This window comes from Cellulosimicrobium sp. MI9406 (assembly GCF_040595865.1).
GTDB lineage: Bacteria > Actinomycetota > Actinomycetes > Actinomycetales > Cellulomonadaceae > Cellulosimicrobium > Cellulosimicrobium funkei.
Genome location: NZ_JALIZI010000001.1, coordinates 256,580 through 279,324, shown reverse-complemented (window position 1 = coordinate 279,324; position 22,745 = coordinate 256,580). Strand labels below are relative to the sequence as shown.

Sequence of the window (22,745 nt, the reverse complement as noted above, 5' to 3'; positions counted from 1 at the left end):
GCCGCGTGCCGCTCCGACGACGTGACGCCCGGGACCGACTGACCTTCGAGCTGGTCGAGTCCGAGGACGTCGACGCGGACGACGACGCCCTCGGCGGCCCGGGCCTGGTCTCGCCGGGCGGGCCGCGCGGCGTGCCGTCCGGCGCGACGGGAGGCATCACCTGGACGCCGGGCGCGACGGCGGGCGTCCGTGCCGCCCTCGGGGCGACGGACGGTCCCGCGGGACCCGACGGTCCGCTCGGGCGTGCGTCGGTCGACGACGACCCGGCCGAGGACGACCCGGCGGAGAGCGACCCGGCGGAGAGCGACCCGGCCGAGAGCGACCCGGCCGAGAGCGACCCGGCCGAGGGTGGGCCGCCCCGGCGGGGACGGCCTGCGGTGGTCGTCGCGGGGGTCGCGGCGGGGGTCGCGCTCGTGCTCGGCGGCATGCTCGCGGTCGACGCGTGGCAGGGCCGGGCCGACGTGGAGCGGCTGCGGGCCGCGCCCGGCGGCCTGGAGCCGCTGCCCGACGCGCCCGTCGAGCGCTGGACGGCCGACGTCGAGGTCTCGGGCGGGCTCGCGCTCCTGCCCGGGGCGGTCGTGACGGTCGAGGACGGGACCGCCGTCGCCCGCTCGCTCGACGACGGGGCGGAGCGCTGGCGCGTCGACGTCGGCGCGTACGCGTCCTGCGGAGGACTGTTCTTCTGGTCGCTGCCCTTCGGCGAGCCGGGGTCGACGATCGCGTGCGTGGCGCCGGTCGTCCCCGACGACGTCGCGTCGGGGGAGGTCGACGAGCTGACGATCGAGCGCGAGACCGGGCGCGTCCTCGCGTCGGACTGGACGGTCATGGTGCTCGACGCGGACGGCGAGGTGCTCGGGCGCCGCGACACGACGTCCGACGGCGGCACGCCCGCCCCCGGGCCCGGGGGCACGATCCTCCGGGCCGAGCGCGTCGGCGAGGTGCCGGCGGGCGACGGCGCGGTCGTCGAGCAGGACGTGGCCACCGGGGAGCCGGTCGACCTTCCCACAGGGCGCCCCGCCGTCGTCCGTGTCGAGGACGCGCTCACGGGGGACGCCCGGTGGGAGGCGGAGGTGCCGTTCGTCGCGGGGGCCGGGCAGTGCGTCGAGTGGTCCGAGACCGGCGGCACGGAGACGATCCGCGCGCGGCTCGAGAGCCTCTGGGCGCTGACGGAGACGCACCTCGTCCGTGTCGACGGCTGTGGCGTCACGGCCTGGTTCACGCCCGACGGCGAACGCCTCGACGAGGTCGGCGACCCGCTGGACGGTGTCGTGGCGCTCGCCGACGGCACGTACTACCGCGACCCGAGAGGCAACGGGAACGGCTGGGGCTTCACGTCAGCGGGTGATCCGGGCGGTGCGAGGCACGCGATCCTCGGGGCGGACGGAGCCGTGCGCTGGGAGCCGCCCGGCCCGGTCCTCGTGCCGCGCGCGACCGACGGCTCGGACGCGCCGCTCCTCGCCCGGGACGGGCTGGACCTCGTCGCGTTCGACGACACGGGGCGCGAGCTGTGGCGCGGGGCGGAGAAGTCCGGCGGCGCCGAGTCCGTGCTCGTCGCCGCGGGCGACACGGTGGTCGTCTCCACGGGATACGGGGACGGCGCCCTGGACGGGCTCGACGCGGCCACGGGGCGCGAACGCTGGTCCCTCGACCGCGAGACGGTCGAGGCCGCGGCCGGCGGGAGCGTCAGCTGGATGGACACCGCCTACACGGACGGGCAGCGCGCGATCCTGCTTGCCTACCAGGACGACGGGCGGACGGACCTCCTCGCGGTCGACCTCGCCGACGGTCACGTCGCGTGGTCCGCCGAGGGCGGTTCGGACGACGGCTCCTGGCCCGTTCCCCTCCAGGGCCGGCTCCTGCGGATCGGGCAGTCGGAGATCGCCCGGCTCGGTTGACGACCGGCCTACGCTGAGGGGGTGCCGCTCCGACGGGGAGACGGCGGCGACGGCCGCCGGACGTTCGAGCTCGTCGACACGGCCGGGGCCGACGACGACCTCGACCTCCTCGACGCGCCGCACCCGGTGCTGCTCGGCGGACCGCACGCCGTGCCGCGCGGCACGACCTTTCCACTGCCTCCCGGAGCGTCGGCGCCCGGTGCGTCGGGTCCGGGGGCGCTTCCGCCAGGGGCTCCGCCCGGACCGCCAGGGGCGCCGCGCGTGCCCGGCCGCCGTCGGGTCGTGGCCGCGGCGGTCGCGACCGGGGTGGTCGTGCTCGTCGTCGGCGGGATGCTCGTCGTCGACGCCGCGACGAGCCGGGACGCGCGGGAGCGGCTGGAGACGGCGCGCGGCGCGGTCCGCGCGCTCGACACCGCCCCGACGGAGCAGTGGCGCGCCCCCGCCGCGGCGGACCGCGGGACGGCCTTCCTCCCGGGCCTGCTCGTCACCGTGGACGGCGACGAGGCGGTGGCGCTCGACCTCGACACCGGCGACGAGGCGTGGCGCGTGCCGGTCGGCGGCGACGAGGCCGTGTGCGGGTCGTGGAGCCCGTGGGAGCGGTCGGCCGTGCCGTCGCGCACGGTGGTGTGCGTCGCCGGTTCGGGGGTCACGCCGTCCTGGTACGACGTCAGCCCGCCGCCCCGGCCGCGGGAGGGCACGGCGACCGTGACGGTGCTCGACGCCCGGGGGCGGGTCGTGGGGCAGCGGCAGGCGCAGACCGCGGGGGCGCTGCTCGTCCCCGGTCCGGACGGCGGCCTCGTGCGGGCCGAGCGCATGGGCGAGCCGGGCGAGCCGAGCGGTGCGCCCGTCGCCGTCGACCCCGGTGCGGGCGAGTCCGTCGACGGCGTCGCGGGGCGGGACGTCGTCGTGACGCTCGAGGACGCCGCCACGGGCGCGGTGCGCTGGCGGCGCGAGCTGCCGTTCCAGGACGTCCCGTGGTCGTGCACGTCGTGGGACGCCGAGACCGGCGGGGAGGAGGTCGACCCGGAGCGGCTGCTGCTCGTCGCGACGGAGACCCTGGTCGACGTGGGCGGGTGCGGCGTCGCGGCGTCGTTCCTGCCGGACGGCGAGCGGCTCGACGACCCGGACGCCCCGACCGACGGCGCGGTCCCGCTCGCGGGCGGGCGGTTCCTCGTCGACGCCGACCGGCAGGGGTCGGACGGCGCGCTGCGCGCCGACCGCGTGCTCGACCCGGACGGGACGCCGCTCCTCGACGTGCCGGGCGAGGTCCTGGACCCGCAGGCGACCGACGACCCCGCTCCGGGCGTGCTCCTCGTGCGCGACGGCATCGCCCTGCGCGCCTACGACGAGCAGGGCGCGCGCCTGTGGACGTTCGACGGCGCCCGCGTGCCCGAGGCGGTGTACGTCGTCGCGGAGGGCACGGCCGTCGTCGGGACGGCGAGCACGGTCGTGGGGCTGGACGCGCTGTCGGGCGAGCAGACGTGGTCGCGGTTCGTCGACGACCTCGCGGGCGAGCGCGGCCACGGCGCCGTGGTGACGCAGGCGTTCACCGACGGGCGCTGCGCCTTCCTCGTGCTCGTCGACCCCGCGACGGGGGCGAGCTCGCGCGTCGTGGCGCTCGAGCTGTCGTCGGGGTCGGTCGTCTGGTCGGAGGACCTCGACGGCGGCTGGGGCGGGCTCCTCCCGGTGCAGGGCCGGCTCCTGCGCTGGGACGGGCAGACGGTCGCCCTCCTCGGCTGACGAACCCCGCACGCCCGCACCCCGCGCGTCCGCGCACCCGTACCCCCCGCGCGCCGCGGCGCTCGCGGTCGCGCGACCGCCCGGTGCGTCCTACGGTCGGCTCAGCCGCTCGACGTCGAGCGCGCGCGTCCCGCCTCCGTACCCGCGACGAAGGGCCTGAGCGATGACCGAGCCGAGCACCGACCCGCTGGCCGCCGCCGTCGCTGCCGTGAGCACCCCCTCCCCGCTGGACACCCCGTTCGGTCCGGTCGAGCTCGTCGACGGCGTCCCGATGCCAGGGTCCCTCGACCGGCTCTACGGGTCGCTGGACTTCGTCCGCGGGGTCGCGGCGTTCCTCGACGCCATGCCGGGCGCCTCGCTCGTCGCCATGCGGCGCGGGTTCCGCAGCCTCGGCCTGCTCCGCTCGAACCAGGTCGGGTACACGGACCCGCGGGCGGACTCGAACGGCATCTTCCTCACCGCGAACACCGAGAGGACGTACGGGTCGCTCTTCGTCGACCTGCGCGAGACGGGGCCGCTCGTGATCGAGCCGCCCCGGCAGTCGCTGTGCGTCGTGGACGACTTCTGGTTCCGCTACGTCGCGGACATGGGCATCGCCGGGCCGGACCGGGGCGAGGGCGGCCGGTACCTGTTCCTCCCGCCGGGCTACGACGGCGAGGTGCCGGACGGCTACTTCGTGCACCGCACGCCCACGTTCACCAACTGGGTCGTGCTGCGCGCGCTCGGCGGCGTGCCCGCGATGAAGGAGACCCGGATCTACCCGCTCGCCGAGGCGGCGGACCCGCCGCCGACGGAGTTCGTCAACATCGCGGGCGCCCGCATCAACACCGTGCACGCGAGCGACGTCTCGTTCTTCGACGAGGTCGCCGAGCTGGTGGCGGAGGAGCCGCCGGGCGCGCTGGACCCCGAGCGGGCGGGCGCGCTCCGGTCGCTCGGCATCGTCCACGGCCGGCCGTTCGACCCCGACCCGGAGCGCCGGGCGACGCTCGACGCGGCCGCGCGGACGGCCGCGGCGATCAGCCGGGCGCTCGTCTACTCGCCGCGCGACCCGGCGGCGCGGATCGCCCCGGGCTCGCGCTGGCTCGACGCGTTCATCGGCGGGTCGTACGAGTTCCTGGCGGACGGCGCGCGTCTGCTCGACGCGCGCACGCAGTTCCACTTCTTCGCGACGGTCATCACGCCCGCGATGGCGCACGCCCAGGTCGGCGCGGGCTCGGCCTACGCGTACACGGCGCACGACGCGCGGGGCGACGTCCTCGACGGCGGCCGCACGTACCGGCTCGTGCTGCCGCCGAACCCGCCCGCGAAGAACTTCTGGTCCGTCGACCTCTACGACACGCAGACCCGCTCCCTCCTGCGCACCGCGGACCCGCACCCCAGCCTCATGAGCCTCGGCGGCACGGTCGCGACGGAGGACGACGGGCGCACCGTCCTCTGGTTCGGGCCGGAGCCGCCCGCGGGGCGCGAGCACAACTGGGTCGGGACGGTCCCGGGGAAGTCCTGGTTCCCCATGCTGCGCCTGTACGGGCCGCTCGAGCCGTGGTTCGACCGCACGTGGCTGCCCGGCGACCTGGAGCCGGTCGACGCCCCGGACGCCTGACGGCCGCGTCCCGGCACTACCCTGGCGAGATGCCCGACGACCTCACGCAGCCCGCCACGCCGTCTCCTCCCGAGCCCGAGGTGGCCGAGGCGGCCGAGACGCCGCAGGCGCCCGTCGCCCCCCGTCGGCCCGCGCCGCGCACGCACCACGGCGAGACGGTCGACGACGACTACGAGTGGCTGCGGGACAAGGAGTCGCCCGAGGTCGTCGCGCACCTCGAGGCCGAGAACGCGTACACCGAGGCGCGCCTCGCGCACCTCGAGCCGCTGCGCGAGCGCATCTTCGAGGAGATCAAGGCCCGCACGCTCGAGACGGACCTGTCCGTCCCGGTGCGCCAGGGCGCGCACTGGTACTACGCGCGCACGGTCGAGGGGTCGCAGTACCCGATCCGGGCCCGTGCCCCGATCGACGCGAGCCTCGGCAGCGACGCGCCGTCGGCCTGGGTGCCGCCCGTGCTGGAGCCGGGCGTGCCCGTGCCGGGCGAGCAGGTGCTCCTCGACGACAACGTCGAGGCGGAGGGTCACGAGTTCTTCTCGCTCGGGTCGTTCGACGTCTCGGCCGACGGGACGCGGCTCGCGTACGCGGTCGACGTCGTGGGCGACGAGCGCTACACGCTGCGGATCCGCGACCTGGAGTCCGGCACCGACCTCGTGGACGAGGTCCCGGGCACGTTCCCGGGCGCCGTCTTCTCCCCGGACGGGCGGTACGTGTTCTACCCGACGGTCGACGACGCGTGGCGGCCCTGGCGCGTGTGGCGCCACGAGGTGGGCACGCCCGCGACGCAGGACGTCGTCGTCTTCGAGGAGCCCGACGAGCGGTTCTGGGTCGGGGTGGGCGTCTCGCGCTCGCAGCGGTTCGTGCAGATCGACGTGGGCTCGAAGATCACGTCCGAGACGTGGCTGATCGACGCCGACGACCCGACGGGCGAGGCGCGCGTGGTCTGGCCGCGCCGCGAGGGCGTCGAGTACACGGTCGAGCACGCCGTCCTGCCGAGCACGTGGTTCCCGACCGCCGAGCACGCGGTCGGCGACCGTCCTGACGAGAATCCGGTCGCCGACCCCGTGCTCGGCGGGTTGGGGGAGGGGCGGGACGTCCTGCTCGTCCTGCACAACGACGGCGCGGAGAACTTCGAGCTCGTCGTCACCGGTGCCGCCGACGTCTCGGCCGGGCCGGGCGACGCGACCGTCGTCGTGCCGCACGACCCCGCGACCCGGCTCGAGGCCGTGGACGCGTTCGCCGGGCACCTCGTGGTCTCCTACCGGCGCGACGCGCTGTCGCGGGTCGGCGTGATCGACCTCGCGAGCCCCGAGCCGCCGCGGCCCGCGGGCCTGCCCACCCCGATCCGCACGGGCGACACGCCGGGGCCCGCGACCGACCTCTGGCACGTGCACGAGGTCGCGTTCGACGAGCCGCTGTACACCGCCGCGCTCGGGGCCAACCCCGAGTGGGACCAGCCGAACGTCCGGCTGAGCTACACGAGCTTCGTCACGCCGTCGACCGTGTACGACCTGCGGGTCGAGACCGACGAGCTCACGCTCCTCAAGCAGCAGCCCGTGCTCGGCGGCTACGACGCCGCGGACTACGTGCAGCGCCGCGAGTGGGCCACGGCCGAGGACGGCACGCAGGTGCCGGTGTCGCTCGTGTGGCGGCGCGACGCCGTCGGGCTGGACGCGACGGGCACGGGCGCCGAGCCGGCACCGCTCCTGCTGTACGGCTACGGGTCGTACGAGATCAGCATCGACCCGGGGTTCTCCATCTCGCGCCTGTCGCTGCTCGACCGCGGGGTCGTGTTCGCCGTCGCGCACGTGCGCGGCGGGGGCGAGATGGGGCGCCGCTGGTACGACGAGGGCAAGACGCTCGCCAAGCGCACCACGTTCACGGACTTCGTCGCGGTCGCGCGGCACCTCGTCGACGCCGGCTGGACGAGCCCGGAGCGGCTCGTCGCGCAGGGCGGCTCGGCGGGCGGGCTGCTCATGGGCGCGGTGACGAACCTCGCTCCCGAGCTCTTCGCGGGCGTGCTCGCGCAGGTGCCGTTCGTCGACGCGCTCACCTCGATCCTCGACCCGTCGCTCCCGCTCACCGTCGTCGAGTGGGACGAGTGGGGCGACCCGCTGCACGACCCCGACGTCTACCGGTACATGCGCACGTACACGCCCTACGAGAACGTGCCCGACGACGCGTCGCACTACCCGCGGATCCTCGCCGTGACGTCGTTCCACGACACGCGCGTGCTGTACGTCGAGCCCGCGAAGTGGGTCGCGCGCCTGCGCGCCGCGGGGGCGCCCGCGCTGCTGAAGATCGAGATGCACGCCGGGCACGGCGGGGTCTCGGGCCGCTACGAGGGCTGGCGCGAGGTCGCGTACGAGGACGCGTGGGTGCTCGACGTGCTCGGGCTGGTCGACCGGTGACGTGCCCGCGGGCGTGAGGCCGCAGACGGAGGGGGAGCGATGACCGACGAGACCGTGACGCCCGACCCGCGGACGGCGCGCGACGCGACGCCGCCCGGGAGGGCCGCGCTGCTGCTGCGCCCGGTCGGGTACCTCGCCGTCGGGCTGGTGGGGACGGCCGTCGGGCTCGCCCTCCTCGGCCTGTACCTCGCGCCCGCAGCGTACGGGTTGCTCGCGCCGCCGGCGGACCAGGAGCCCTGGGCCGAGCTCGTCGCGTCGCCCGGCGCCGAGCTCGGGCGGCTGGCGGTCGTCGCGCCGGTCGCCGTGGCGCTCGCCGGTCCGGTCGCGTGGTACCTGTCGTGCGCCGTGTGGCCGCTCGCCGCGCTGGCGTTCGTGCACGCCGGGCGGGCGCTGCGGCCGTCGTCCCGGGACGACCGGCTGTCGTTCACGAGCCGGGTCGCGCCGGGCACGACGCTCGGGCCGCCCGTGCCCGGGCCGCTCCCCGTGCCCCTCCAGCCGCAGCGGCGCTCGCGGCTCACGGACACCCTCGTGCGCTTCGCCGTCTGCGGCTGGCACCCCGACCGCCGCGAGGCCGGGGCCGCGGTCCCGGCCGGCGTCGCGTGGGTGCTCGCGAGCGCGGGCGCGTCGACGGCGCTGCCGCCCGGCTGGCGGGTCGTGCTCGTCGTGGCCGCGGTCCCGTTCGCGCTGTGGTCCGTGGTCGCGCTGCGGCGCCGGTGGGTCTGGCGGTTCCACCGCGAGCGCGTGCGCGCGGCGCGGCGCGAGCGGTGGCTCGAGCGCCACGCCGACGGGTACGTGATGCGCGACGGCCCGCGCGTCGTCCGGTCGCGCCCGCAGTCGGCCGAGCACCGCGCACGCGTGGAGGCGGAGCGCGCCGCGGCCCGCGCCGAGCAGGACCGCCTCACGAGCCTGACGAGCGACGCGATCGGCGAGCGCCGCGAGGCGGTGCTCCGCGCCCGCCGCCAACGCGAGCACCACCAGAACGACGCCCCACGAGGAGACTGACCCCGCGAGGCCGCCGAGCATGGGGTTGTTGCCCGTCCGGCGTCGGGGACGGGCTGTGACCGCATGCTCGGCGGCGGGGGGTCAGACGGACTGCGGGCTGCCGCACTCCGCGCAGTAGCGCGCGGCCGGCGCGTTCTGCGTGCCGCACTCGCGGCACGCGGCCACCTGCGCCAGGCGCTCGCCGCACTCGGGGCAGAACTTGCCGCCGTCGACCTTCGTGTCGCACGCCGGGCACCGCGTGACGGCGGCCGTGCGCAGGTCCGCGCCGCCGACGAGGTCGGTCGTGCGGAGCTGCTCCTGGACCTGGTACCGGCGGGCCTCGGCCTGGAGCTGGGCGAGCTCCTCCACCTGCTTGGGCGAGCAGCGCACGCACTGCCCCACGGGGTCGTTCCAGCAGACCTCGTGGCACATCCAGTCGCCGCACCCGTGGCACTGGCGGAACGCGTCGCGCACCTCGCCGACGGCGGCGTCGAGCGCCTTGTCCTTCGCCGACGAGTTGGTCTGGCGGTCCGCGGCCCACGACCCCGCCGCGTAGGAGAGGTCGGCGACCTTGCCCCCGAAGAACCGGCCCGCCGCCTGGACGAGGCTGCTGCCCTTCGCGACGACGTCCGTCCGGTAGGCGGAGCGGTAGCCGTTGCCGCAGCGCTCGCACCGGAACTCGAACTGGTAGCCCCCGGCGTTCGACAGGTCGCGGACGTTGTCGGTGAAGGCGATGGGCGTGCTCATGGCGGGGACCTCGGTGGGCTCGTGGGGTCGGCGTCCCCGCAGGCCAGGCCCGCGGGAGGGGGGAGTCATGGGGATCCCGTGACCGCAGCGATGCTACCCACCGACCCTCGCCGTCCCGACGGATCACCCGGGTGAAATCGGGTCGACCGGCGGGCGCGCCGCGGCCGGGGGTTCAGGGGCGGACGAGGCGGAGCGGGGCGTCGGCGGTGCGGACCGTCACCGTCTGGCCCCACGAGGCGACGAGGCGGTCGTCCTCCACGCCGTCGCCGAACACGACGAGCCGGTCCGAGGCGACGGTGAGCGCGACGTCGGCCCCCTCCTCGACGACGCCCTCGGTGAGCGAGACGCCCGTCGCGGGCGACGGCCACGCCTCGCGGACGAACCAGCCGAGCCGGTGCTCGGTGCGCCCCGGGGCCCGCCGCCCGCCGCGGTCGTGCGCGAGCGACGCCCACCAGCCGGTCGCGCCCGTGCCCGTCGCGACGAGCACGCCCGACGACGACTGCCGCTCCTCACCTGCGCCGCAGCGCAGCGTGTAGCGCGCGCTCTGGTGGCTGGGGTGCCCGACGAACACCTCGTTGAGCGCGGTGAGGTGCTGGCCGTCGTCGAGGTCGGCGCGGACCATGGTGAGCGCGTCGACGGGCAGGAGCGCCACCCGGTCGGGCGCGCCGCCCGGCGCCTCGGTGTCGGCCCCGAGCCCGCGCAGGAGGGCCGTCGCCGCCGCGACCGGGTGCCGCACGAGCACGCCCGCGTTCACGCCGGGCTCCGGGTCGACGCCGAGGACCGGCTGGCCGTGCAGGTACTTCGCGACGTTCGCGACGAGGCCGTCCTGCCCTACGACCACCACCACGTCCTCGGGCGCGACGAGGAACCGCGACAGGTCCGCCCGCTCGACGTCGGCGCGCGCCCAGCCCGGGGGCAGGGCGGCCACGACGGCGTCGCGCGCGGCCGCGAGGGCGTCGTGCCGCGCCTGCACCTCGGCCAGCGACCGGCCGCGCGACCGGAGGAAGAACTCCGCCTGGCCGCGCGTCCCGTGCCGGTCCAGCAGGTCGTCGAGCTCGGTCCGCCGGTGCACGACGACGGCGCGTCGCCGGAGCATCGTCAGGCCGCCTTCCCGGTCGCCGTGGCGGGCGACCCGCCGTCGGGGCCGAGCCCGCGCGCCAGGGTCGACAGCACCCCGGTGAGCAGGTCGGGCGTGATGGTGAGGTTCTGCACGTCCGGCAGCGACCCGGCGGCCTCGCGCAGCGCGAGCGCGAGGAGCGTGCCCTGCCCGGCGCTCGCGTACACGTCCATGCGGGCCTGCTCGGCGGCGGCCTCGGCCGCGCCGACGACCCGCACCTGCTCCGCCTTCGCGTCGGTCGCGAGCTGGGCGCGCTCGGCGGTCGCGCGGGCGTCGACGAGGGCGGCGGCCGCCTTCTCCTCGGCCTCGCGCCGTGCGTTCGCGCCCTCCTGGGCGACGAGGCGCTCGCGCCGGGTCGCGAGCTCGATCCTGCTCGCGAGCTCGTTCTCCGCGATCGCCCGCTCGCGCTCGACGGCGAGGGCCCGGCGCTCGTAGGTCGCGCGGTCGGCCTCGGCCTGCACGTGCTCGCGCGCGGGCGTCTGGAGCGCGCGCTCGACGTCCTTCTCCGGCCGGACGGCGAGCACCTGGACGCCGATGACGACGATGCCCGTCGTGGTGAGGCGCGGGTCGGTGGTCAGCGCCTCGGTGAGGACGTCGCGCACGCGCGGCACGCCGGTCGTCAGGGCGTCGGCGAGGGGCATCGCCGCGAGCGCGTCGGTGGCCCGGCTCTGCGCGAGGCGCCCGACGATGCTCGTCACCTGGTCGCGCCCCGCGGTGCTCGTCTCGCCGCTGCCGGGGTCGACCGCGAAGTCGAGGCGCTGCGAGACGGTCACCGGGTCGGCGAACCGGTACGTCACGCCGGCTTGCACGGTGACGTCCTGGTGGTCGGCGGTCACGGCGTGGAAGAAGACGGGGAGCTCCTGGTCGTCGACGGGGACCTCGGAGAGGACCGACGTCGTGGGCCGGAACCAGAACGCCTGACCGACGCCCTCGTGGGCGACCCGCCCGCGGCGCAGGTGCACGACGTGCCCGGTGGGGCTCCCGAGGAAGTGCCGCGTCCACGGGTAGGTGCGGATGGTGGCCATGGTCGTCTCCGATCTGTTTTCGTCAACCTGACGATAACGAGCGTAGGCCGGTGCATCAGTTCTCGTCAACCTGACGCGAATATGCGACGATGAGTCCATGACCGCATCCGCCGCACCGGCCCCCGACGTCCCGCCCGGCGCGGCCCTGCTGCCCGTCACGGTCGACGTCGTCGCGCTCACCGTGCGCGACGACGCGCTGCACGTGCTCCTCGTCGAGCGCGGCGTCGAGCCGTACCGCGGCGCGCTCGCGCTCCCCGGCGGGTTCGTACTGCCGGGCGAGCGGCTCGCCCGGGCGGCGCGCCGCGAGCTCGCCGAGGAGACGGGCGTCCGTCCGCCCGGGCACCTGGAGCAGCTCCGCACCTACGGCCCGCTCGACCGCGACCCGCGCGGCCCGGTCCTCTCGGTCGCGTACCTCCTGCTCGCGCCCGAGTTCGGCGTCGTGCACGCCGGGTCCGACGCCGGGGGAGCGGCATGGCACGCCGTCGAGCCCCTGCTCGGGGACGGGCCGGGGCCCGGCCTCGCGTTCGACCACGCACGGATCCTCGCCGACGGCGTCGAGCGGGCCCGCGCCAAGCTCGAGTACTCCGCCCTCGCGACGGCGTTCTGCCCGCCCGAGTTCACCGTCGCCGACCTGCGGCGCGTCTACGAGGCCGTCTGGGGCGTGCGGCTGGACCCGCGGAACTTCTCCCGCAAGGCCACGACGACCGCGGGCTTCCTCGAGGACACGGGCCGCACGACGTCGGGCGGGACCGGGCGGCCCGCGGCGCTCTACCGGGCGGCGCGCCCGGCGCCGGGCCCGCAACCGAGCGCCGGACCCGACGCCGCCGCGGCCGACGCCGCCGCGGCATCCGACGCCGCTGCGGTCGACCCGGACGACGCCCCCGCGAGCGTGCCCGCGGTGCTCGACCCGCCTCTCATGCGCCCGCGTCGCTGACGCCTCGGCCGGGCCCGGCATCGGTGCCCCGCACCGACGGCCCACGCCGGGGGAGTTCTCCCCCTCGACAGCGCGGCCCGGCTGAGTACGCTCGCGCGCATGTCGACGTACAGCTCCTGGCGCAGCGACCAGGGCAACATGCGGGCCCTGTCCGACGAGCTCGCCGCCCAGGCCGCGATGGCGCGGTCCCGCGAGGCGTCGCTCCACCGCCGCCTGCGGTCGCTCGAGGGCGACCTGTCGAGCCGCGTCGAGGTGCTGACGCGCCTCGTCAACGCGCTCATCGAGCTCGGCGAGGTCCGTGAGGAGCTCGCGCTCTTCACGCCCGCGCGCCGCGCCCGCGACGCGGCGCGCGCGCTCACGCAGGCCGTCGTCACGGGGGAGGGCGACGTGTCGCACCTGCGGCGCTCCCCGGACCTCGTGGACGTGCCCGGCTACTGGCTCGTGCCCGCCGCGCTCGCGGTCGCCGAGCTCCCCGCCGGGCGGCTCGACCGGGAGGCCGCCGAGGAGGCCCTGCTGCGCGACCGCCGTCGTGCCGCGACGTACCTCGTCGCGGTGTGCGCGCTCGTCGGGCAGCCGGGACTCGCGCGCGAGTGGGTGCCGGGGGTGCTCGACGCGCCCGTCCTGCCCGCCGCGGGCTGGGGGAGCGCCGACGGCGCCCCCGAGCCGTCGCCGGGCGCGGGCGAGGGGCCCGACGAGGTGGGCGTCACCGGGGCCGAGCGCGCGCTGTGGGTCGCGGCCGCGGCCGGTCACCTCGGCGGCGACGGGGTGGAGGTCGTGCGCCGCGCGCTCGCGGAGCGGGTCGCGCTGCTCGACGACGACGCGCGCGCCCGCTGGCGGGCCCGGCTCCTGGACGCGGCGCCGTCGCTGCCCGAGCCGCCCGCCGACGGCGCGGCCTGGGGCAGCCCCGAGGCCGCGGGGGACGTGGCGGGGGCGCGTCGTCGGGCCGCCGCCCCCGACGCGCTCCCGCTCCTGCGGTCGTGGACGGCGTGGTCGCGCGCGCTCGTGGCGGGGGAGGTCGCGGTGCTCGCGCCGGCCCCCGGACCCCTCCCGGCCGGGACCTCCGAGGCGCCCGGCGCGGCGCTGCTCCGCGTCGTCGCGTCGCTCGTGGACGAGGGGGCGCCCGTGGAGCGCGGGCTCCTGGACCGGGCGGCGCTGCTCGACGAGCGCGTCGGGCGCGCGCCCCGCGAGGACGCGCCCGGGTGGGACGCCCCGGCGGGGACGCTCGTCGACCTGCTCGTCGAGGACGCCCGCGGGACCGACCCCGGGCGTGCGGCGCTCGCGGGCCCGCTCGTCGCCGAGGAGCTGCGGGCCGCGACCCACGCGCGGGCGGCGGAGCTCGCGGGGGCGCCCGCGCCGTCGCGCGAGCTGCGCCTCGGGCGCCGCACCGTGACGGTCACGCCGACCGAGGACGGCGCCGCACCGGCCGCGACCGCCCGCGCGGAGCTCCTCGCGCAGCCGGTGGACGGCGTGTCGTGGGGCGCCGTCGGCGGGACCGGCGCGGTCGCGCTGCTCGGCGTCGTGCTCGGCCTCGCCGCCTCGCCGGCGTGGTTCACGGTGGCCGTCGTCGCGGCCGGCCTCGCCGCGTGGCAGTGGTTCGCGGGGGAGCGGCGGGCACGCGACCAGCGCGCCGACGCGCAGGCCCGCGCGGACCGGTTCGAGGCCGACCTCGCCGAGGCGCGCACCGCCGTGGCCGCGTCGGCGGAGCGCGCGCGGACCCAGCGCGAGACCGTCGCGACCGTCGTCGCCGACCTCGACGACACCCTCGCCGAGCTCGCCGCCCGCACCCCGGCCTGACGCGGGCGGACGGTCGCGCCGGGCACGTCCGACGCGGCCGCGCCAGGGGCCGTCCGCCCCCGCTCCCGGGCTGTCCGCCCCGGACGCCGACGGGCCTCTCCGGCGTTCGAACGAGGGCTTCGAACGCCGGATGAACTGTCGGTGAACAGTGGCGGAAGAATCCACAGGATGGTCGAGCGCGCGGCGGTCGTGACCGCACCATGGACGACGTGACCGAGACGCTCCTGCTGGTGCTCGTCGTCGTGACCGCACTGGCCTTCGACTTCACCAACGGCTTCCACGACACGGGCAACGCGATGGCCACGTCCATCGCCACCAAGGCCCTCAAGCCCAAGACCGCCGTCGCCCTCTCCGCCGTCCTCAACATGGTCGGGGCGTTCCTCTCCCTGGCCGTCGCGGCGACCATCGCGAAGGGTCTGGTCGACGCCGACGTCATCACCCTCGAGGTCGTCCTCGCGGGACTCGTGGGCGGCATCACCTGGAACCTCCTGACCTGGTTGCTCGGCATCCCGTCGAGCTCGTCGCACGCCCTCATCGGCGGCGTCGTGGGCTCCGTGCTCGCAGCAGTCGGCACGCAGGGCGTCATCTGGAGCGGCGTCGCCGCCAAGGTGCTCATCCCCGCGCTGCTCGCCCCGCTCATCGCGGTGGGCGTCGCGAGCGTCGGCACGTGGGCCGTGGCCCGCCTCACGCGCGACGTCCCCGAGGACGTCTCCACGCGGGCGTTCCGCTGGGGCCAGGTCGGCTCCGCGTCGCTCGTCTCGCTCGCGCACGGCACCAACGACGCGCAGAAGTCGATGGGCATCATCCTGCTCGCGCTCATCGCGGCGGGCGCCGTCCCGGCCGACTCGAGCGTGCCGTTCTGGGTCATCCTGTCGTGCGCGTTCTTCATGGCCCTCGGCACCTACCTGGGCGGCTGGCGGATCATCCGCACGCTCGGCAAGGGCCTCGTCGAGATCGACACCCGCCAGGGCATGGCGGCCGAGACGTCGTCCGCCGCGGTCATCCTCATGTCGGGCCTGTTCGGCTACTCGCTCTCGACGACGCACGTAGCGACCGGCTCGATCCTGGGCTCCGGCGTCGGGATGCCCGGCGCGAAGGTCCGCTGGGGCGTCGCGGGCCGCATGCTCGCCGCGTGGGGCCTCACGCTCCCGGCCGCCGGCCTCGTCGGCGCGGCCTGCTACGGCATCCAGCACGGCATCGGGGGCGCCGCCGGGACGGTCGTCGTGTTCGCGATCCTCGTCGGGTCCTCGCTGGCCATCTGGATCGCCTCGCGCCGCAAGCCCGTCGACCACACGAACGTCAACGACGCCTGGGAGGAGGGCGCGGTGGACGCCGGGCTCGAGTCCGAGGTCGTCGAGGCGCGCGAGGCCGCGCTCGAGCGTCGCCTCGACGTCGCCGACCCGTTCACCGACGCCGCGCCCGCCCCGGCGCCGACCACCCCGACCACGCCCGCCTCGCGCCAGCGCGCGGGCGTCTGACCGGCAGCCCGGAGGAGAGAACCGTGTTCGTCGAGATCGACTCGCTGCTCAAGGTCGTCGTCGCCGGCCTCGTCGTCGGCGCGGGCCTGCCCGCCCTGTTCGCCCTGGGGGTCCGGCTCGCCGCCGGGCGCGCCGTGCCCGTCGAGGTCGGCACCCCGGACGGCCGCTTCACGTCCGACGGCCGCACCGTGCGCGTCGAGCGCGCGACCCGTCCCCGTCAGGTCGGCGCCGTCGTGTGCTTCGCCGTCGTGGTCGTCGCGATCGCCGTCGGCATCGCGTTCGTCGCGGGCGGGGGCCACTGACCCGGGACGACGCGCTCCGCTGAGTGCAGGAGAGAGTCGCGGTCGGACGTCCCGACCGCGACCTTTTCACGCACTCAGCGGGTGGGGGTCAGGCGGAGTCGCGGACCACGAGGTGCGGCTCGAACAGGACCGAGCGCGCGTCGGTGTCCGGGTCGTCGATCGCGGCGAGCAGGAGGCGCGCCATCTCGGCCGCCATCTCCTCGACCGGCTGCCGGACCGTCGTGAGCGGCGGGTGGGCCTGGCGCGCGACCGTCGAGTCGTCGAAGCCGACGACGGCCACGTCCTGCGGGACGTGGCGGCCCGCCTCCTGCAGGACGAGGGACGCGCCGTCGGCCATGAGGTCGCTCGCGCCGAACACGCCGTCGACGTCCGGTCGCGCGGCGAGCAGCTCGCGCGCCGCGGCCTCCCCGCCCGCGCGCGTGAAGTCGCCCTCCACGACGAACGGCTCCGCGAGCCCGGCGGCCCGCACCGCCTCGAGGAAGCCGTCGCGGCGTCCCCGCGCGAACGGCACGTCCGACGGCCCGGCGACGGTCGCGAGGCGCGTGCGGCCGTCCGCGATCAGACGCTCGGCCGCGATCCGGCCGCCGGCGGCCTGGTCGAGGTCCACCCAGCTCACGCCGGCCGCCTCGTCGACCCCGTCGAGGTGCGTCGACAGCACGACCGGGACCGTGAGCGCGGCGAACCGTGCCGGCAGCGGGTCGCTCGCGCTCGACGTGATGAGCAGGACGCCGTCGACGTGCCCCTGCCGCACGTAGCGCACGACCTGGTCGTGCGCGGGCGGGTCCGCGGGCAGGATGGCGAGGTGGATGTCGCGCGGGCGCAGCACCTGCTGCGCGCCCGCCGTCACGCGCCCGATGTACGGGTCGGTGAACAGCCGCTCGAGGAACGGGCTCGGGGAGCGCTGCTCCGACGGCTCGGACACGACGAGCGCGACCGACCCCGTGCGCCGGGTCACGAGCGTCCGGGCGGCGAGGTTGGGGACGTAGCCCGTCTCGTCGATCGCCTGCTCGACGACCGCCACGATCGCCGGGTCCACCGTCGGCACGCCGTTGATCACGCGGGACACCGTGGCGCGGGAGACGCCCGCGACGGCCGCGACGGCCTCGAGCGTCGGGCGGGGAGCGGGGCGACGGGCAGCCATGCGGTCAGTTATACCGCCGGGCCGTGCGCTCAGCGCAGCCGCTCCTTCGCCGCGAGCACGCGCAGCACGGCTGCGTCGACCTGCGCGGCGAACGCGTCGTCGCTCGACGCCCGCTCGACGACGGCCGCCACCATGGGCTCGACGACGCTCGGGTCCGCGGACGCCAGCACCATGTCGCCGCCCGCGGCGATCGTCAGGACGGCGCGGTCCGCGGGCGACCAGGCCTGCACCTGCTGCGCGGCGGACACGTCGTCGGTGAGGACGACGCCGTCGAACCCCAGGTCGCCCCGCAGCATCCCGTCCACGACGACGGGCGAGAAGGCCGCGGGGAGCGTCCCGTCGATCTGCGGGTAGACGGCCGTGGAGGTCATGACGAACGCCGCGCCGGCCTCGATGCCCGACGCGAAGACGGCGACCGACGGGTCGTCGCGCGTCGTCACGTCGTCGGTGACCCCGGCGTCGGTGTCGGTGTTCTCGGTGACGCGGCCGAGCCCGGGGAAGTGCTTGATCGTCACGTCCACGCCCGACGCCTCCATGCCCGCGCTGAACGCGTTCGCGTGCGACGTGACGGAGTCCGGCGTGAACCCGTAGCTGCGCTGGAAGGCCCCGATCGGCGGGTTCTGCGCGGCCGTCCCCTCGGGCACGAGGTCCATCACGGGCGCGAGGTTGAGGTTCACGCCCGCCGCGGCGAGCTCGGCGCCCCACGTGGTCGCGTCGGCCTGGAGCGTCGCCGGGTCGAGCCGGGCCTGGTCGGTCGCCGCCGGGATCTGCGAGAACCCGGGCCCGCGCAGCACCTGGACCTTCCCGCCCTCCTGGTCCGTCGCGACGAACAGCGGGGTGCCGTTCGTCGTCTCCGGGGAGACGAGCGCCGTGAAGCCCGCGACGAGGTCCGCCGTCGGGCCGGTCCCGGCCTGCGAGCGGCCCGCGAGGAACATGTTGCCCACGTGCAGGCGCGAGACGGCGTCGTAGCTCACCTGCTGCGGGTCCCGCACGTCGACCCCGACCATGAAGAGCTGCCCCACCTTCTGCTCGAGCGTCCACCCGGCCAGGGGGTCCTCGGGTGGGGTGGACGGCGTCGGCGACGTGCCCGACGGCGTCGGGTCGGCCGGGGCGGACGGCGGGTCCGACGGCGCGGTCTGCGGCGCGGGGGCGGGCCGCGTGAGGTACCAGGCGACGGCCGCCACGGCGGCGAGCGCGGTCACGACGGCGACGACGATCCAGGTGGTCCGGGCACGAGCGGTCACAGGCGACACCTCCGACGCCACGGTAGCCCGACGGCCGCGGAGGGGTGCCGTCCCGAGCAGTCCTGCGACCCCCGGGGGGTATGACCGACGTCACCGCGGGGTTCGCGTCATGATCGGCGTCCCGGCGCGTCTCCTGGGTGACATGGCGTCCTGGCTTCGCGGCCGCGGGGCGCACCCCCCGGAACCTGGAGCCCGGCATGACCCCTCGCCCACCCTCCCTCCGCGTCGCACCCGGACGCCTGCGCAGAGCGGTCGCGGCGCTCGTCGCCGCCGTGCTCGCCCTGGCCGGCGCCGTCGTCCTCGTCTCGGGGCCGCAGGCGCGCCCGGCCTCCGCCGCGCTCGGGTCCTGCCCCGCGCCGGGGGACATGCCGAACGTCGGCCAGACGCCCCCGCTGTTCACGGACACGAACGTCACGGTGTGGACCGGGGGCGACTACCTCGCCACGGCGAGCGCCGCGGAGTCGGAGGGGCTGCTCGTCGTCGAGGGGGAGGCGACGATCGACGGCCCCGGGAACTTCAGCATCGGCGCGGTCGGAGCGGGCTCGCAGATCACGCCGCCGGACGGTGCGGTGATGCTCGCCGTCGGGGGCGGCCTGGAGATCGGGCCGGAGACGAGCGTCACCGTCGGCTCGACGCTGCCGACCGGCGGCGCCGTGAACGTCGGTGCCGCGGTCACGGGCGGCGGGTCGCTCTCGACCGCCGGGACGACGCCGGGCGCGGACGCCCCGGTCACGCAGGGCATGGGGGCGGCGGCCCTCGGCGAGTGGGCCGGGTACGGCGCCGTCGTCGCCGACGCGTCGGCGACGATCGCCGGGTGGCCCGCGACCGCGGCGGGCGTCGTGTCGGGGACCCGGGTGACCTTCACCGGCTCCGGCACCGCCGACCCGCAGGTGTTCACCGTCGACGCCGCGCAGCTCGCGGGCGTCCGCGAGGTCGTCTTCGCGAACGTGCCGGACGACGTCGCGATCGCGATCAACGTGACCGGGGACGCGCCGGTGAGCATGAGCCCCAACTACTGGGAGGACAACGGCTCGCCGTTCATCAACGACTTCAACTCCAACCCGGGCTTCGGCAGCTGGGCCGCGCGCATCCTGTGGAACTTCGCGTCCACGCCGGACCTCGCGCTGGGCCGGGCCGACCAGTTCCTCGGCACGATCGTCGCGCCGGTCGCGGACGCGACGATCACGACGAGCACGAACGGCCGCGTCCTCGTGGGCGGGAACCTCACGTTCGGCGACCCGAGCGTGACCGGCGGGCTCGAGATGCACAGCTACCCCTGGATCGGGCCCGGCCCGTTCGACTGCACCGGGGGCGCGAGCTTCGCCGTGCAGAAGACCGTGACGGGCGAGGCGGCCGCGGACGTGCCCGCGGGCACGACGTTCCAGGTCGAGTACACCTACGAGCAGCCCGACGGCGTCACCGGCGGCGACACGCTCACGGTCCCGATCAGCGGGGCCCTGCTGAACGGGCCGACCCTGCCGGAGGGCACGGTCGTCACGGTCCGCGAGACGAACCTGCCGTCGGTGGCGGGCGTCGAGTGGGGCACGCCGGTGATCCGCGTGGACGGCGAGCCGCTCGGCGACCCGGCGCAGTTCACCGTCGCCGCGGGCCGCACGGTCACGGTCACCGTGGTGAACACGGCGAACGCCGGCGGCGGGACCACCGCCGTGGGCGGCTTCACGGTGGCGAAGGTCCTCGCCGGGGACGCCCTCGGCCTCGTCCCGGCGGACACCGCGTTCCTCGTCGACTGGGAGGCCACGCTGCCGCAGGGCGCGACGTACGACGGCGACCTCACCGGCACCCTGACCGTGCTCGCGGACGGCGCCGTGGTGGCCGGGCCCGCCGACCTGCCGGTCGGCACGACGGTGACGTTCACCGAGCGGCTGCCGCTCCCGGTGGTCGACGGCGTCGCGTGGGGCGACCCGGTCGTGAGCCCGGCCGGGCCGGTGACGGTCGTCGAGGGCGCGACGGGCGTCGCGGTGACGGTCACCAACGTCGCGGACCCCGTCGTCGGCGGGTTCGCGGTCCGCAAGGCCGTCGAGGGCTCCGCCGCGGGCGACGTCCCGGCGAGCACCGCGTTCCTCGTCGACTGGCGCGCGACCGTCCCCGCGGGCGTCGCCTACGACGGCCCGACCACGGGCACGCTCACGGTGCGCGCCGACGGCACGCTCGTGAGCGGCCCGGCGGACCTGCCGGTCGGCACGGTCCTGGCGCTCGCGGAGCAGCAGCCGCTGCCCGCGGTCGACGGCGTCGTGTGGGGCGTCCCGTCGTTCGACCCGGGGCCGTCGGTGACGGTGGTCGAGGGCGCGGCCGTCGAGGTCACGCTGACGAACGCCGCCGAGGCGGTGCAGGAGGTCGGCGGGTTCGCCGTCCAGAAGACCGTCGCGGGCGGCGCGGCCGGCGCCGTCCCCGGCGGCACGGAGTTCGTCGTCGACTGGACGGCGGAGCTCCCCGCGGGGGCCGAGTACGCGGGGGACACGCAGGGCACGCTCACGGTCCGCGCCGACGGCACGGTCGACGCGGGGCCGCAGGACCTCCCGGCGGGCACCGTCGTGCGGTTCGTCGAGCGGCAGCCGCTGCCGACGGTCCCCGGGGTCGCGTGGGGCGATCCGGTGTTCTCACCCGCGACGGTGACCATCGGCGACGGCGACGCCGTCGCGGGCGTCGCGCTGACCAACCAGGCCGACGCGCTCGTCGGGGGCTTCTCCGTCGCGAAGACCGTCACCGGCGACCTCGCCGGGAGCGTCCCCCCGGGCACGGAGTTCTCGGTCGCGTGGTCCGCGGCGCTGCCCGCCGGGTTCACCCACGACGGCCCGGTCGCCGGGACGCTCACGGTGCGCGCCGACGGCACGGCCGTCGACGGCCCGCAGGACCTCCCGGTCGGGACGGTCGTGACGTTCACGGAGACCGACCTGCCCGAGGTGGGCGACGTCGTCTGGGGCGCGCCGGTGTTCTCGCCCGCGTCCGTCACGGTCGGTGACGGCGAGGACACGCTCGTCACGCTGACCAACACGACGCAGGACGTGGCCGCGGTCGGCGGGTTCTCCGTCGCGAAGGAGGTCGTGGGCGACCGCGCGGACCTCGTCCCCGCGGGGACGACGTTCACGGTCACGTACGCGTACGAGCTCGAGGGCACGCCCGTGGGCGGCTCCGTCGAGGTCCCGGCCGACGGCACGGTCGTCGCCGGGCCGCAGAACCTCCCGGCCGGGACGGTCGTGACGTTCGGCGAGACGGACCTGCCGGCGGTCGACGGCGTCGTGTGGGGCACGCCCGTGTACAGCCCGCCGACGCTCGTCGTCGGCGACGGGACGGACGCGCTGGTCACGGTGACGAACACGGCCGACCAGGCCGTGGGCGGGTTCTCCGTCGTGAAGGAGGTCGTGGGGGCCGCGGCGGGCTCCGTGCCGGCGAGCACCGAGTTCACCGTCCGCTACGCGTTCGACCGCGACGGCGAGCCCGTCACCGGCACGCTCACGGTGCGGGCCGACGGCCAGGTCGTCGACGGGCCGCAGGACCTTCCCGTGGGGACCGTCGTACGCCTCACCGAGACCGACCTGCCGACGGTCCGCGGCGTCGACTGGGGCACGCCGGTGCTCACCGTCGGTGACGAGCGGGTGACCGAGGTGACGGTCGGTGCGGGCGCGCCGGTCGTCGTGACGCTGACGAACACCGCGTCGTCGGCCGGCGGCCTCGCGATCACGGGTGCGGACGCCGTCGTCGTGACGACGCTCGCGCTGCTGCTCGTCGGGACGGGCGCCGCGCTCCTCGTGGTCCGCGCGCGCCGCCGCCGCACCGCCTGACGCGCGGGGCGTCGTCGGGCCGGTGCCGGACGGCCGACGGGCCGGTCACCTCCTCGCGGGGGTGACCGGCCCGTCGTCGTGCGGGGCGGGACGCGTCAGTCGTGGCCCGCGAGCGTCGCGAGCGCCTTCGTCCACAGGGCGTGCGCGCGCTCGGCGCGCTCCGCCGTCTCGATGTTGCGCTCGACGACGCGCACGAGCGTGCCCGAGTCGTCGGGCTCGAGCGTGATCGCGATGTCGTGGTAGCTCTCCGGCACGTCGGGCAGGCCCATGGTGGGCGAGAAGTGCGTGAAGTGCAGCAGGCGCGGGCGCTCGACGGCCACGACGGTGCCCCAGTCCGCGAACTCGCGGCCCATGTAGTGGCCCTCGAACGTCACGGGGCTCCCGGGGCGGAAGTCGGTCTCGATGTTCATGCCCAGCATCCAGCGGGCGCTCGGGTGCATGAGCTCGGCCCAGACGACCTGCGGGGGCCGGGCGACGTGGGTCTCGACGGTCGTGCTGTGCTCGGTCAGGGTGCGGTCGTTCACGGGGGACTCCGGGGG

General features: G+C 76.5%; 16 protein-coding genes. 10 read left to right on the top strand and 6 right to left on the bottom strand.

Going from position 1 to position 22,745, the window contains the following annotated elements; genetic code table 11:
• The first annotated feature begins 5 nt into the window (after nt 1–5).
• The 5 genes from MT994_RS01190 to MT994_RS01170 all read left to right on the top strand — a co-directional run bounded on the left by MT994_RS01190 (nt 6) and on the right by MT994_RS01170 (nt 8,645).
• Nucleotides 6–1,895, top strand: a complete 1,890-nt coding sequence (locus tag MT994_RS01190) for a PQQ-binding-like beta-propeller repeat protein (protein ID WP_354804745.1) — start codon at nt 6–8, stop codon at nt 1,893–1,895.
• A gap of 21 nt (nt 1,896–1,916) precedes the next feature.
• A complete protein-coding gene (locus tag MT994_RS01185) occupies nt 1,917–3,635 on the top strand; it encodes a PQQ-binding-like beta-propeller repeat protein (protein ID WP_354804744.1) in 1,719 nt (572 codons plus the stop codon).
• A 163-nt stretch (nt 3,636–3,798) separates the two neighbouring features.
• A complete protein-coding gene (locus MT994_RS01180; protein WP_354804743.1) occupies nt 3,799–5,235 on the top strand; it encodes a DUF1254 domain-containing protein in 1,437 nt (478 codons plus the stop codon).
• A gap of 29 nt (nt 5,236–5,264) precedes the next feature.
• Nucleotides 5,265–7,643 (top strand): S9 family peptidase, encoded by a 2,379-nt coding sequence (locus MT994_RS01175; protein ID WP_354804742.1) that lies wholly within the window; start codon nt 5,265–5,267, stop codon nt 7,641–7,643.
• Between the two features lie 39 nt (nt 7,644–7,682).
• Nucleotides 7,683–8,645, top strand: coding sequence for a hypothetical protein (locus tag MT994_RS01170; RefSeq protein WP_354804740.1), 963 nt, complete (start codon nt 7,683–7,685; stop codon nt 8,643–8,645).
• Between the two features lie 81 nt (nt 8,646–8,726).
• Here the strand turns inward: MT994_RS01170 and MT994_RS01165 are convergent, their stop codons facing one another.
• The 3 genes from MT994_RS01165 to MT994_RS01155 form a co-directional block, all read right to left on the bottom strand.
• Entirely contained in the window at nt 8,727–9,371 is a 645-nt protein-coding gene (locus MT994_RS01165; protein ID WP_354804739.1) for a zinc ribbon domain-containing protein, read from the bottom strand.
• Between the two features lie 172 nt (nt 9,372–9,543).
• Nucleotides 9,544–10,467 (bottom strand): inorganic polyphosphate kinase, encoded by a 924-nt coding sequence (locus MT994_RS01160; RefSeq protein ID WP_043658143.1) that lies wholly within the window; start codon nt 10,465–10,467, stop codon nt 9,544–9,546.
• A 2-nt stretch (nt 10,468–10,469) separates the two neighbouring features.
• Nucleotides 10,470–11,513, bottom strand: a complete 1,044-nt coding sequence (locus MT994_RS01155) for an SPFH domain-containing protein (protein WP_043658139.1) — start codon at nt 11,511–11,513, stop codon at nt 10,470–10,472.
• A 97-nt stretch (nt 11,514–11,610) separates the two neighbouring features.
• Here MT994_RS01155 and MT994_RS01150 point away from each other — a divergent pair, with 97 nt between their 5' ends.
• The 4 genes from MT994_RS01150 (at nt 11,611) to MT994_RS01135 (ending at nt 16,021) form a co-directional block, all read left to right on the top strand.
• Complete coding sequence (locus MT994_RS01150) at nt 11,611–12,447, top strand: NUDIX domain-containing protein (RefSeq protein WP_354804738.1); 837 nt, start codon at nt 11,611–11,613, stop codon at nt 12,445–12,447.
• 99 nt (nt 12,448–12,546) lie between these two features.
• Nucleotides 12,547–14,241, top strand: coding sequence for a hypothetical protein (locus MT994_RS01145; protein ID WP_354804737.1), 1,695 nt, complete (start codon nt 12,547–12,549; stop codon nt 14,239–14,241).
• A gap of 209 nt (nt 14,242–14,450) precedes the next feature.
• On the top strand, nt 14,451–15,719 hold the full coding sequence (locus tag MT994_RS01140; RefSeq protein ID WP_228485120.1) for an inorganic phosphate transporter: 1,269 nt from the start codon (nt 14,451–14,453) through the stop codon (nt 15,717–15,719).
• Nucleotides 15,720–15,742: 23 nt separating this feature from the next.
• Nucleotides 15,743–16,021, top strand: a complete 279-nt coding sequence (locus MT994_RS01135) for a hypothetical protein (RefSeq protein WP_034654462.1) — start codon at nt 15,743–15,745, stop codon at nt 16,019–16,021.
• 88 nt (nt 16,022–16,109) lie between these two features.
• Here MT994_RS01135 and MT994_RS01130 read toward each other — a convergent pair whose 3' ends face one another.
• Complete coding sequence (locus tag MT994_RS01130) at nt 16,110–17,162, bottom strand: LacI family DNA-binding transcriptional regulator (RefSeq protein WP_354804735.1); 1,053 nt, start codon at nt 17,160–17,162, stop codon at nt 16,110–16,112.
• A 29-nt stretch (nt 17,163–17,191) separates the two neighbouring features.
• A complete protein-coding gene (locus MT994_RS01125) occupies nt 17,192–18,406 on the bottom strand; it encodes a glycoside hydrolase family 3 N-terminal domain-containing protein (RefSeq protein WP_354804734.1) in 1,215 nt (404 codons plus the stop codon).
• Nucleotides 18,407–18,603: 197 nt separating this feature from the next.
• On the opposite strand from MT994_RS01125, the gene MT994_RS01120 reads away from it, so the two are divergent.
• On the top strand, nt 18,604–22,206 hold the full coding sequence (locus tag MT994_RS01120; protein ID WP_354804732.1) for a DUF5979 domain-containing protein: 3,603 nt from the start codon (nt 18,604–18,606) through the stop codon (nt 22,204–22,206).
• A 95-nt stretch (nt 22,207–22,301) separates the two neighbouring features.
• On the opposite strand, the gene MT994_RS01115 is transcribed toward MT994_RS01120, so the two are convergent.
• Complete coding sequence (locus MT994_RS01115) at nt 22,302–22,730, bottom strand: SRPBCC family protein (protein WP_228485119.1); 429 nt, start codon at nt 22,728–22,730, stop codon at nt 22,302–22,304.
• Nucleotides 22,731–22,745 lie beyond the last annotated feature (15 nt).